This window comes from Streptomyces sp. LBL (assembly GCF_029893585.1).
In the GTDB taxonomy this organism is placed as follows: domain Bacteria; phylum Actinomycetota; class Actinomycetes; order Streptomycetales; family Streptomycetaceae; genus Streptomyces.
Genome location: NZ_JARXYX010000034.1, coordinates 26184 through 38007, shown reverse-complemented (window position 1 = coordinate 38007; position 11824 = coordinate 26184). Strand labels below are relative to the sequence as shown.

At 71.8% G+C, this 11824-nt stretch carries 11 protein-coding genes; 5 read left to right on the top strand and 6 right to left on the bottom strand.

All coding sequences use genetic code 11. The features are described 5' to 3' along the window. Positions 1-35: 35 nt before the first annotated feature. The 4 genes from M2271_RS33400 to M2271_RS33385 all read right to left on the bottom strand — a co-directional run bounded on the left by M2271_RS33400 (position 36) and on the right by M2271_RS33385 (position 5904). Positions 36-3224 carry a molecular chaperone Hsp90 gene (locus M2271_RS33400; RefSeq protein ID WP_280891151.1) on the bottom strand — a complete coding sequence of 1063 codons (3189 nt, stop codon included), beginning with the start codon at positions 3222-3224 and terminating at the stop codon, positions 36-38. 254 nt (positions 3225-3478) lie between these two features. After that, positions 3479-3688, bottom strand: a complete 210-nt coding sequence (locus M2271_RS33395; protein WP_280891150.1) for a DUF397 domain-containing protein — start codon at positions 3686-3688, stop codon at positions 3479-3481. Then, positions 3685-4563: a helix-turn-helix transcriptional regulator gene (locus M2271_RS33390; protein ID WP_280891149.1), complete on the bottom strand. Its 879-nt coding sequence runs from the start codon at positions 4561-4563 to the stop codon at positions 3685-3687. Before M2271_RS33390 ends, M2271_RS33395 begins: the two co-directional genes overlap by 4 nt. A gap of 414 nt (positions 4564-4977) precedes the next feature. Continuing rightward, positions 4978-5904 (bottom strand): DUF3027 domain-containing protein, encoded by a 927-nt coding sequence (locus tag M2271_RS33385; RefSeq protein WP_280891148.1) that lies wholly within the window; start codon positions 5902-5904, stop codon positions 4978-4980. Between the two features lie 280 nt (positions 5905-6184). Here M2271_RS33385 and M2271_RS33380 point away from each other — a divergent pair, with 280 nt between their 5' ends. From M2271_RS33380 to M2271_RS33365, 4 genes are all read left to right on the top strand, one after another. Further along, positions 6185-7651: an MFS transporter gene (locus M2271_RS33380; RefSeq protein WP_280891147.1), complete on the top strand. Its 1467-nt coding sequence runs from the start codon at positions 6185-6187 to the stop codon at positions 7649-7651. A gap of 218 nt (positions 7652-7869) precedes the next feature. Then, a complete protein-coding gene (locus M2271_RS33375) occupies positions 7870-8364 on the top strand; it encodes a hypothetical protein (RefSeq protein ID WP_280891146.1) in 495 nt (164 codons plus the stop codon). A gap of 19 nt (positions 8365-8383) precedes the next feature. Continuing rightward, complete coding sequence (locus M2271_RS33370; protein ID WP_280891145.1) at positions 8384-9097, top strand: futalosine hydrolase; 714 nt, start codon at positions 8384-8386, stop codon at positions 9095-9097. Continuing rightward, the gene (locus tag M2271_RS33365; RefSeq protein ID WP_280891144.1) at positions 9081-9935 is read left to right on the top strand and encodes a 1,4-dihydroxy-6-naphthoate synthase; all 855 of its coding nucleotides are present in this window, start codon (positions 9081-9083) and stop codon (positions 9933-9935) included. Before M2271_RS33370 ends, M2271_RS33365 begins: the two co-directional genes overlap by 17 nt. Positions 9936-10085: 150 nt before the next feature. On the opposite strand, the gene M2271_RS33360 is transcribed toward M2271_RS33365, so the two are convergent. Further along, positions 10086-10469 (bottom strand): cold-shock protein, encoded by a 384-nt coding sequence (locus M2271_RS33360; protein WP_280891143.1) that lies wholly within the window; start codon positions 10467-10469, stop codon positions 10086-10088. Positions 10470-10860: 391 nt separating this feature from the next. Between M2271_RS33360 and M2271_RS33355 the strand changes: the two genes are divergently transcribed. Next, positions 10861-11109 carry a hypothetical protein gene (locus M2271_RS33355; RefSeq protein WP_280891142.1) on the top strand — a complete coding sequence of 83 codons (249 nt, stop codon included), beginning with the start codon at positions 10861-10863 and terminating at the stop codon, positions 11107-11109. On the opposite strand, the gene M2271_RS33350 is transcribed toward M2271_RS33355, so the two are convergent. Continuing rightward, on the bottom strand, positions 11088-11720 hold the full coding sequence (locus M2271_RS33350) for a haloacid dehalogenase-like hydrolase (protein WP_280891141.1): 633 nt from the start codon (positions 11718-11720) through the stop codon (positions 11088-11090). The genes M2271_RS33355 and M2271_RS33350 overlap by 22 nt on opposite strands. Positions 11721-11824 lie beyond the last annotated feature (104 nt).

Here is an 11824-nt window from a genome sequence, read left to right as displayed (position 1 = left end):
CGACCAGGCTGACCGGACCAACCGGACAGCCGCAATCAGTCGAACCACCGATCCCGAGCCAGTTCCCCCGTCCGTGACGGATCCTCCATCAGCGCCGCCACCTCGAACCGCCGTGGCCACTGTCCCGCCGCCCAGGCCAGGCTCGCGGCGACGCCCTCCAGGGTGGAGGCGTGCGGGATGCCGTCCGTGGTGAGGCGCCAGTCCAGGGAGACGCCGTCGACGACGAGTTCCTCGTGCTCGACGTAGGTCGAGGGGGTGCGGGCGCCCAGCAGGACCCGTACCGGCTCCGGTACGTCGTGTTCCGTGCCCTCCGAGTCGACCTCCCCCGTCACGGACTCGCTCAGGCGCCGCACCTGGAACAGTTCGGCGAGTTCGGCGGCGCGGTCCGGGCGTACGGGGAGCAGCGGGACGCCCTCCGTGAAGGGCAGCAGGTCGGGCGAGTCGACGACCATGGCGTCGGCCGCGTCCACCACCTGGACCCGGCCGTCGGTCACGGCCCGCAGCTCGTCCGGGAGGGTCACCTGATCGGGGTCCAGGTCGGCCAGCGCGCTGTAGAGGCCGTGCAGTTGGGCGCCGGTGACCTCGCGGTCCGGGTCGGCGAGGCGGTCCAGGAGTTCGGCGGCGCCGCCGGGCTCGTCGAGCAGGGCGGCGACCGACGTCCGTACCCCCAGCGCCCGCAGGACCTGCTCGTCCTCAAAACCGTTCGCGTCGGCCTCGTCGTACAGGCCGCGCAGGAGCGGGTCGCCGCCGGCGGCCAGGAGACCGGCGGGGCGGCGGCCGTCGAGGACCGGATTCCCGCGCAGCCACCAGGCCGTGTACGGCCGTACGACCTCGTGCGTGCCGTCGGGCAGCAGGATCCGCACGGGTTGGACGAGAGCGTCACGCAGCGGGGGTTGCGACAGCAGAGCCAGCGCGAGGGGCCATTTGTCCTCGTCCACCAGGTCCAGATCCCGTACGGCGACCAGTTCCGTGGCGACCGGCGGTACGGGCGAGTCCGGGAAGCGGTCGAGGATGTCCTCGCACCACACGTCCACGGCGTCCAGGAGTCCGGCGTCGTCGGGTTCGGCGAAGTCGCTCTCGCGGGGCTCCAGTTCGTCGGGGTCGAGGACGACGTCGGTGGCCCGGACCAGGGCGAAGGTGGCGAGGACCCCGCAGGCCGCCAGCGGGCGCTCACCCCATTTCTCCGCCAACTCGGCGTCGACGGTGGCGAGTTCGTCCTCGCGGATGATCTGGTGGAAGGGGCTGCCGGGCAGGACCAGTTCGCTGGCGGGGACCAGTTCGCCGTCCTCGTCGGGCAGGGCGAGGGCGCCGAGCCAGGGCTCGTCACCGGGCTCCAGGCCCGCGTCCCGGACCAGCGCGAGGACGGTGTCGGCCAGTTCCTCGGCGTCGGGCGCGTCCTGCTCCCAGTCCAGCCCGCCCTCGTCGTCCAGCGAGGCGGCGACGGCGGCCCGGACCTGCGGGGTCGTGAGCACCGCGCGCGGGGTCGCGGGCAGCGCGCCGAGCTTCTCCAGGAGCGGGTGGGCGGCGTCCGGGTGGGCGACCTTGAGGCCGAGCCGGGTGAGGACCTCGGGGTCGACGGGGGCGCTGTCGGAGGTGGGCAGGAGGACCTGCCGGGGGCCGATCGTCGTCCGCCCTACCCCAGAGCGGAACGCCTGGGAGGTGCCCCCGGCGAGCGGCACGGGCAGTCCCGACAGCCGGTCCGGATCGACCCCGGCGAGGCTGTCGTAGAGCCGCCGCCACCACTCCGGCGCCTTCTCCAGCCCCGCCAGCCGGTCCACGGCTTCCGTCAGCGGGACCCGGGCGACGCCCAACGTCCGCAGCTCCACCCGCCGTTCGAGACCGGCGGGGAGCAGGGTCGGCAGCACCTCGGCGAGGACCCGTACGGTGTCACTGCCCGCTCCCTCCACCACTTCCGCGTCCCGCGGGCGGAGCGACTCGGGCAGGTCGTCGCCATCGCCATCGTCATCGTCATCGTCATCGGAGTCTTGCGCAGCGGGTTCCAGCGCGGGTGGCAGGAAAGAGGTACGCGGCAGACGCTCCAGGATCTCCTGCCGCAGCGCCCCGTCCAGCTCGCCCTTGCCCAGCGGGCCGGGCACCAGGTCGATGATGCCGGTGGTCACCGGGCGCCAGCCGGCGAGGAGTTCGGCGTACGCGTCCGCCGCGCGCCGCACCAGGAAGTCGGTGAGGGGGCCGGGGGCCGCGTGTCGGCGGGTGGTGTCCAGCGGGAACGACGCGATGAGCAGGGCGGGGACGCCGAGCGGCTCGTCGCTGGGGGTGGGGGCGTGCACGACGGGGCTGGTGCGGGGGCGGGCCGGGGCGCCGTCGGCGTCGACGGGTACGGCCCAGGTCACCGACCAGTGCGGCCGCAGCCTCTCCTCCACGGAACGGTCGGCGAGCAGCTCCGGCGTGAGCGGCCCGTGCGCGGCGGCCGTACGCCAGCGGGTCGTACCGTCCCGTGAGTCCTCTACGACGGTCAGGTCGCCGTCCGTGCGGCGGCGCAGGGTGCGCGGGGTGCCGTCGCCGGTCTCGATCACGACCTCGTCCAGCCCGGGCAGGGCGAGCAGGAGGGCGTCGTCCACGGCGTCCAGCAGGCGTTCGGCGAGGTCGGCGGCGGCCGCGTCGCGCAGGGGCAGGATGACGGCCGTGTCGTACGGGTCGGGGGCGGTGCCCTCGGCGGCGAACGGGAGCCGCAGCAGGGGCACGTGTCCGTCCCGTCGGCGGACCTCGTCGCCCAGTCCCGGGCTGTGCCGGGCGACGTCGGCGGCCAGGGTGCGGGCCTCGGCCAGGGACCAGCGGACACCGCCGTGCCGGCCGACGACGGCGGGCTCGTCGGTGACGGACAGGACGGCGGCGAAGCCGACGCCGAAGCGGCCGATGGTGTTCTCGTCCGTCTCGCGTTTGGCCGAGGCCCTGAGCGTGGCAAGGGACTCCACGCCCGCCGCGTCCAGGGGAGCGCCGGTGTTGGCGGCGACGAGGACGCCTTCGCGGAGGGTGAGACGGAGCCGGCCGGGGGCACCTGCCCTGGCGGCGGCGTCGGCGGCGTTCTGGGCGAGCTCCACGACGAGGCGGTCCCGGTATCCGCCGAGGACGAGGTCCTCCTCGGCGTTGGCGTCCTCACGGAAGCGGGCCGGGCTGGTGGCCCAGGCATCCAGCACGCCTCGCCTGAGACGGGCGGTACCGAAGGGATCCGCGCCCTCGGCCGCGGGCCGCACGAACTTGCTCACGTTGATTCTCCTCATCGGCGTGACGACGACCGTACCGCCTGAGGAGGGTGGGCGCGCCGCGCGCCCCAGGCCTCGGCCGCGACGCTCCAGACGTGGTCACGGTCCAGGTGGGGGCACCTGGCCACAGGCCCCGCAAGATCGTCCAGACCCCCGGACGGCGTTGCCCATGCCACCCGGAACGGAAACCCGACGCCGAAGAACTCGACCTGAGGGTCCGCCTGCTGCCGGAACAGCAGTCGGACCCGGCACCGGCGTCAGCCCTCGGACGCGAGCGTCACGAAGCCCGCCCACGCGGCCGACGTGACCGCGAACCGGGGGCCCTCGACGTTCTTGGAGTCGCGCACGTGCACGGTGCCGGGGGTGGTGGCGACTTCCACGCAGGACTCGCCGTCGGGGCCGTCGCTGTAGCTGCTCTTGAACCACGCCAGTCCGGAGGCGTCCCGTGCGGTGGACTTGCGCATCATGTGTCTCCCAGCAGTTGCTCGACGAGGGCCAGCGACTCCCCTGGCGGCAGAGCCTGGGCCCGGATCGTGCCATACCGCAGCTCAAGGATGCGCAGCTGCCTCAGATCGGAGACCGGACGGCCGTTGAAAGCGCCGTCGGAACGTCCGACAGCGGTGCCGTCCTCGAACTTCAGCAGTTCGATCCTGCCGCTCATGCCGGGGTGCGCCGTGCTGTCCATGGGCATCACCTGAAGCGTGACGTTGCTCAACCGGCCTACCTCCAGCAGGCGTTCGAACTGTTGTCGCCGCACCATTGTGCCCCCAACTCTGCGGCGAAGCGTCGCCTCCTCCAGGACGAAACTGAGCGCAGGCGCGGGCGACCGGTCGAAGACAGATCGGCGGGCCATGCGGGCTCCCGCCAGACGCTCCACGTCCTCCGATGAATAGGCCGGCTGCCACGATTCCAACAGGGCTCGGGCGTGCTCAGGCGTCTGCAACAGACCGGGAATGCTGCTGCACACGTACACCCCGATCTCCACCGCCCGTGCTTCCATCTGCGCCAGGTCCCGCACCTTCTTCGGATACCGGACCTTCTTCACGTCCTCCTTCATCGCCGCGAGCAGCCCGCCCGCCGCCAGTACCTCATCGGCCTTGTCCAGATACTCGGGCCGGGGAATCCGCTTCCCACCCTCGATCTTGTAGACCAGGCACTCGCCGTACCCGACGGCCTCCCCGAAGTCGGCGGCCCGCATGCCCACGGCCTCCCGCCGCAACCGCAGCTGACGTCCCACCGTGGCCACGACCGCGAGAGCCCAGTCGTCGTCCGGGTCCACCTCCCAGCCCGGATCGTCCGCCTCGCCCGTGTTGAGCCGTACCGCGTCACTGTCCACGCTCACTCCGTGCCCTCCCGTCGCATGACCCGGCAACGACGCGCTGCCCGTGCGCAGCACTCCGATTGGCCCGGACAACGCTGGACAAAACCCGGACAGTCACCGTTCGTAGCCGCGTGGTCACTTTTACGGTAGGCGGGCTTCGCCACTCCACGTGACGTGATCCAGGAAACCGGAGCCGCCGGGTCCCGACTCGACCACCACATCCGCGGCTTCAGCTGCCCCCACACACCGCGGAAGAAGGCGTCTGACCCCCGTCCTCAGCAGACCCAGGACGCCCTGCACGCGACCCGCGCCAAAATCGCCCCCGGTCGTTGGAGGAGATGCGGGCCACCCGGGAGCTGAGCGCGCGCCGTGCTGGACCAAGCCATGGCGTAGTCCAAGGCTTGGTCATGGCCCAGCCTTGGACATAACCAAAAACTACGAGTGCCCCAACTCCGCCGCGTCCTCGTCGGAGACATCCGGGACGGACCCGGAATCCCGAGCCGGTCGCAGCGGGAACGGATCCACCGTCGTCTCGTCGATCACCGGGGGAGCCGGCCGCGGCGGCTTCGGCATGACCGCCGCCTCCGAATGGCCCCCGCAGCCGTACGACAGCGACACCAGTCGGCCGTCGGCCGGCGAGAACTCGTTCGCGCAGACCCCGAATGCCTGCCCCAGCGACCCTCCGACCGGCACAAGGAATCCACAGCTTCCACACGACGCGGGCGCGGCCTGCGCCATCGGCGTCTGCGCGCCGTACGACTCCTCCCACCGGTCGGCGGCGATGTGCAGCCCGTAGCGCGAGAGCACCCGCGCCCGTCGCATACCGAGTTCCTCGGCGACCGCGGCGATCGACCCGCGCGCGGGGACGGCGGGCAGGCTCGCCGGGGCACCCTGCGTGACGTCCGCGTCCTCCGCCTCGACCAGCTCGGCCATCTCCTCGGAGACGGGTGCGTTGGGCAGCGGCTCGTCGTCGCCGGTGTAGCCGGGCTCCAGGCGGAGGTCCTCGGCGTCGGTGGGGAGCAGGTCGCCCGGGCCCATGTCGCCCGGCCGCAGCCGCTCGCTCCAGGGCACCCACTGCGGGGCGAGGAGGGCGTCCGGGCCGGGGAGCAGGACCACCTCGTCCAGGGTGACGATCTTCGCGCGGGAGGCGCGGGCGACGGTGACGGCCCAGCGCCAGCCTCGGTACCCGAGCTCCTTGCACTCGAAGAAGTGCGTGACGACCCGGTCACCCTCGGACTCCAGGCCCGAGTGCTCGCCGACGACACCGGGCGCGGCGGCCTCCTCGGCGGCGGAGCGGGCTAGGTCGACGGCCTCGGCGCACAGGCGGTCGGGGGTGCGGCTTCGCGTGGTCGCTGCGCTCACAGGTATCGCTTCTCTCCTACGCCGTCTCTCGGGTGCGTCTGCCTGTCGGCGACGGGGCGGACGGAGCGGACCTGGGGACCGCGTCGACGTCCACGCCCGCTCACGCTCGGGCGCACCTGTACCACCCATTCTGCGGGATGGCTGAGATAGGCACGCTACCTGCTCCCGTGCGCTTGGCCTACACCGACGGGACTGTTCCCGGTCAGATCCCTGTCAGAAGTGCGCGTCCATACGCGCGGTAACCACACTAGGTAGGGCTTTCTCGGGGCACTATGACGGGGTGGCAGCCGCGAAAACGCCCCAAGGTGCCACCGGGTTCGGTGGGTCCAAGGGGATCAAGGGGATCAGAGGGACCAAAGGAATCAAGGGGAGCATGGGGACCGGTCGAGGCAGCGGATCGGGCCGAGCGGACGGTCTCCGCTCGATCGGTCGTGCCCTGCACCGTCCCGTCACCGGCCCGGCACGCGGCATCCGCAAGGTGACCCATGCGCACGGGGCCGGCGAGTCCGGGCTCGGCAAACTGATCGAACTGCACGGGGTGAACGGCGCCGGCGATGTGATGATCACCGTCGCGCTCGCCTCCACGGTGTTCTTCTCCGTGCCCACGGACGAGGCCCGCGGCCGCGTCGCCCTCTACCTCGCGATCACCATGGCGCCCTTCACGATCCTCGCGCCGGTGATCGGCCCCCTCCTCGACCGCCTTCCGCACGGCCGCCGCGCGGCGATGGCGGGCGCGATGCTCGCCCGGGCACTGCTCGCGCTCGTCCTGTCGGGCGCGGTGATCACCGGCAGCATCGGCTTGTACCCGGCCGCGCTCGGCGTACTGGTCGCGTCGAAGGGGTACGGCGTCGTGCGCAGTGCGGTCGTGCCGCGTCTCCTCCCGCCCGGGTTCTCCCTCGTGAAGGCCAACTCGCGGGTCACCCTGGGTGGGCTCCTGGCGACCGGGGTCGCAGCGCCGATCGGGGCGGGGCTCCAGGCGGTCGGACCGCGCTGGCCGCTCTACGGCGCGTTCGTGATCTTCGTCGCGGGTACGTTCCTGTCCTTCACCCTGCCGCCGAAGGTCGACTCGGCCAAGGGCGAGGACGTGGCGCTGCTCGCCGCGGACGAGGAGCATCTGCACGGGCCGCATCTCAAGGCGGTGAAGCGGCCGGGGCTGCGCACCGTCGGCATCGCCGTCACGCACGCCCTCGGCGCCAACGCCGCCCTGCGCTGTCTCTCCGGCTTCCTGATCTTCTTCCTGGCCTTCCTGCTGCGGGAGCATCCGCTCACCGGCGAGAGCGCGGCGGTGTCGCTGGGGATAGTGGGCGTCTCGGCGGGCGTCGGCAACGCGATCGGTACGGCGGTCGGGGCGTGGCTCAAATCGAAGGCACCGGAGATCATCATCGTGACGGTGGTGGCGTGTGTGCTGGGCGTGGCGATCACGGCGGCGATCTTCTTCAGCGCGTTCCTGGTGGCGTGTCTGGCGGCGGTCGCCGGGTTCTCGCAGGCCCTCGCCAAGCTGTCCCTGGACGCGCTGATCCAGCGGGACGTGCCCGAGCAGGTGCGTACGTCGGCGTTCGCGCGCTCCGAGACGCTGCTGCAGATGGCCTGGGTGTTCGGAGGCGCGGTCGGCATCGTGATGCCCCTCAACGGCACCCTGGGCCTGTTCGTGGGCGCCGCCTTCGTCGCCGTCGGCTGGCTGACCACCGTCAAGGGCCTGCTGAGCTCGGCCCGCCAGGGCGGCGCGGGGAAGCCTCGGGTGGTGTAGGGAACGTCCCCGGCGGCGCAGTAAACGTCCCGAGCGGCGCAGGGAACGTCCCGAGCGGCACGGCCGAGCCTCGGGTGGCACAGGAAGCGTCCTCGGTGGCGCAGGAAGCGTCCTCGGTGGCGCAGGGAACCTCCCGGACGGCGCAGGGAGCCTCCCCGGTGCGGCATGCCGTACCCCCGCGTGGCGGCGCGGGGGGAGGGGCCCGATAGCCTTCGGCCATGACCACGATGCAATCCGCTGTGCGACGCCGCCGCGCCGTCGCCGCCGCCGGCGCCGTTACCGCCGGACTGCTCGTCCTGTCGGCCTGCGACAAGCCGACGCCGCGCGCGACCGTCACGGTGGGCGGCGACTCGGTGAGCGCCGAGGCCAAGTGCTACGACGACGGCGACAACCTCGGCCGCGAAAAGGCCACCAAGTGCGCGCTGAAGAAGGCGTCGGACGCGATCGAGGTGCCGCAGGGTGAGACCCTGCGCATCGGCGTCGACCCGGAGATCGCGGACACGGGCTGGGCCCTGTGGATCAACGGCCAGCAGGCCACCAGCGTGTTCAAGAAGACGTACTACGCCTTCCAGGGCGTCGACCTGTTCGCCGACCAGCAGGGGCAGGCCGCCCCGAAGACGCTGTACATCAGCGTCGTCCAGCAGAACAAGGCCGCCCAGAGCACCGAGTTCAAGGGTGTGTGGAACTTCAAGCTGGACAACGGGGACGCCTGACCGGCGCCCGCGTTCTGCCATGCGTGTCCTCGTAGCCACCGCGGTCCCGGTCGAACGGGACGCGGTGGCTCGCGCGTTCACGGGGCCCGCGCGCGAGGTGCCGCTCCCCGGGGTGGTCCTCCAGCGACTGCCGGGAGGGTACGACCTCCTCGCCGCCGGTGTCGGCCCCGCCCTGGCCGCCGCCTCCACCGCCACCGCCCTCACCGCGGCCGCCCTCGAACGCGTCCCCTACGACCTCGTCGTCTCCACCGGGATCGGCGGGGGTTTCCTGCCGGACGCGCCCCTCGGCTCGCTCGTCGTCGCCGACGAGATCACCGCGGCCGATCTGGGCGCCGACACCGCCGACGGGTTCGTGCCGGTGACCGAGCTGGGGTTCGGGACCGTCACCCATCGTCCGTCAGAAGCACTCGTACGAGCGGTCGCGGCGGCGACCGGCGCGCGCGCCGGCACCGTCCTGACCGTCTCGACCGTGACCGGGACCGCCGCCCGGGCCACGGCCCTTCGTGCCCGTCATCCCCGGGCCCTCGCCGAGGCCATGGAGGGCTTCGGAGTCGCCGAGGCCGCCGCCGCGCACCGGGTACCGGTGCTGGAGCTGCGCGCGGTCTCCAACCCGGTCGGTCCGCGCGACCGCGCCGCCTGGCGCATCGGCGACGCGCTGACGGCCCTCACGGCCGGCTTCGGGAAGCTCGCGCCCGCACTGGAGAGTTGGAACCACCATGACCGCACTCACTGAGCCGCTGCAGATCGCGTACTCGCCCTGCCCGAACGACACCTTCGTCTTCGACGCCCTGGCCCACGGCCGGGTGCCGGGCGCGCCCGCGTTCGATGTGACGTTCGCGGACATCGACCTCACCAACGGCATGGCCGAGCGCGGCGAGTTCGACGTGCTGAAGGTGTCGTACGCCGTGCTGCCGTACGTCCTCGACGAGTACGCCCTGCTGCCCTGCGGGGGCGCACTGGGCCGGGGCTGCGGCCCGCTGGTGCTCACGCGGGAGGAGGGCATGGACCTCACCGGCCGTACGGTCGCCGTGCCCAGCGAGAGGTCGACGGCGTACCTGCTGTTCCGCCTCTGGGCCGCGGACACCGTCCCCGGCGGGGTCGGCGAGATCGTGGTCATGCCGTTCCACGAGATCATGCCCGCCGTGCGGGACGGGAAGGTCGACGCGGGACTCGTCATCCACGAGGCGCGTTTCACGTACCAGAACTACGGGCTGCACAAGCTCGCGGACATGGGCGAGCACTGGGAGGCGACGACCGGGCTGCCGATCCCGTTGGGCGCAATCATCGCCAAACGTTCCCTGGGCACGGAAACGCTGACACGGTTGGCCGATTCCATTCGCACGTCCGTCCGGGCTGCTTGGGACGATCCCGAGGTTTCCCGCCCGTACGTCATGGAAAACGCGCAGGAAATGGATCCGGCCGTCGCCGACCAGCACATCGGGCTGTACGTCAACGAATTCACGGCGGACCTGGGCGAGGACGGTTTCGCGGCCGTACGCGGACTGCTCACACGTGCGGCGGCCGAGGGACTGGTGCCGGCACTTGGGCCCGAGGCGCTTTCCTTTCCCTGAGCCGGTCCGGTACGAGACCCTCGGTCACCGGAACCGCCGGACGTGATCCGGCGGACGAGATCCGGCGCGGCCGAGGGGCTGATTTAGCCCCTCGGCCCGAACGCGCTCGTTTTCCCGTGAACCGGAGTTGTGGTGGTGCCCCGGCCGCGGCTATACGTCCAACTGGTCGGCGACCGCGCGCAGTAGACCTGCGATCTTCGCGCCGGAGACCTTCTCGGGATAGCGGCCCTTCTCGAGCATCGGCGTGATGTTCTCAAGGACGGTCGTCAGATCCTGGACGATGGAGGCCAGTTCGTCCGGCTTCTTTCGGGTCGCGGCGGCGACGGAGGGTGTCGGATCGAGAATCGTCACGGAGAGAGCCTGGTCACCGCGCTGTCCGGCGACCACGCCGAACTCCACCCGCTGTCCCGGCTTGAGTGTCTCGACTCCGGCGGGGAGGACCGAGGAATGGACGAAGACGTCACCGCCGTCGTCACGGGAGAGAAAGCCGAAGCCCTTCTCACTGTTGAACCATTTGACCTTGCCAGTCGGCAAAGCACACGCTCCCTCAATTGGTCCCGGACGCTCCTGGACGCCGGTTGAACTGCCGTCCAAGCAACCTTACCGGGGCTCTCCCCAACCCAACACGACTAAAAACGGGACCCGGGTCCCTGCGTGTGCGGCAATGGCTGAGAGAGGCTGTAGGGGTTCGAGGGCGAGTCGGTCAGACGGACTGATCGCTCGGGCGGACTGATCGCTCGGGCGGAGTGGTCGCTCGGGGCGGAGTGGTCGGCCAGGCGGACCAGTCGGCCAGGCGGCCAAGCGGACCAGTCGGTCAGGCGGACCGGTCGGTCAGGCGGAGTGGTCGCGGCGAGGCGAATGGTCTTCAGGCCGGTGACAAAAGGTCGCCCGGTTGTTCCTGCGCGCGGGGAACTACCCTGGTCCGGTGCGTGACAAAACCCAGACGAATTCCGCCGAGCCCGGCGACCGACTGATCCGTGCCGGTGCGGCCGTGTTCTTCATCGGTGCGGTGGCCACTCTCGTCACCGTGGCCCCGTTCCTTCTCGACACGACACCCTTTCCGACGTACATGTTCGGCCTGAGCATGCTGATGGGCGTCGGCTTCCTGCTGGCCGGCGCGGGAGTGCTCCAGTCGATCGCGGCGGGCCGCCGTCAGGCGCGGGCGGGCCGGTAGGAAGCGAGCCAGTCCGGGAACTCCGTGAGGTCGGTGAGGACGACGTCCGCGCCGGCCGCGGTCAGCCCGTCCCTGTCGTACGGTCCCGTGGCCACCGCGACCGCGAGGGCGTCGGCGGCCCGGGCGCCCCGGATGTCCCCGAGGTGGTCGCCGACGTAGACGCTCGCTCCGTGTTCGCGCAGCGCCACCGCCTTCTCCTCCGCCCACAAGTCGCCGACGACCGCGTCCGGTTCGATGCCCAGGTACTCCAGGTGCAGCTTGGCGTTGGGCTCGTGCTTCGCGGTGACCACGACGGCCCGGCCACCGGCCGTGCGCACCGCGGCGACCGCCTCCCGGGCGCCGGGCAGCGCGGGCGTCGGCCCGATCGCGATGGCCGGGTACATCGAGCGGTAGAGGTCCGCCATGGCCGGCACCTCGTCCGCCGGGAACCAGTGGATCAGCTCCTCGGCGAGCGGCGGCCCCAGCCGGGTGACCGCCAGATCGGCGTCGATGTACGTCCCCGTCCGCTCGGCCAGCGCCAGGTAGCAGGCACGGATACCGGGGCGGGAGTCTATGAGCGTCATGTCGAGATCGAAGCCGACGGTCGGGGCGGAGAAGCTCGTGGAGGCCATACGGGCCATTGTGCCCAGCCCCGGTGACTGGCAGGCGTCCGGCCCGTGGCGGTCCCGCCTCAGCTGCGCCTGCCTGGCCTCCGCAAGCGCTGGTGGCCTGCCTG

Coding starts and splice junctions, on each gene's coding strand:
- M2271_RS33395 (WP_280891150.1), bottom strand. CDS start 3,688: ATGATGCGCAAGTCCACCGCACGGGACGCCTCCGGACTGGCGTGGTTC.
- M2271_RS33375 (WP_280891146.1), top strand. CDS start 7,870: ATGACCACGATGCAATCCGCTGTGCGACGCCGCCGCGCCGTCGCCGCC.
- M2271_RS33370 (WP_280891145.1), top strand. CDS start 8,384: ATGCGTGTCCTCGTAGCCACCGCGGTCCCGGTCGAACGGGACGCGGTG.
- M2271_RS33365 (WP_280891144.1), top strand. CDS start 9,081: ATGACCGCACTCACTGAGCCGCTGCAGATCGCGTACTCGCCCTGCCCG.
- M2271_RS33350 (WP_280891141.1), bottom strand. CDS start 11,720: ATGGCCTCCACGAGCTTCTCCGCCCCGACCGTCGGCTTCGATCTCGAC.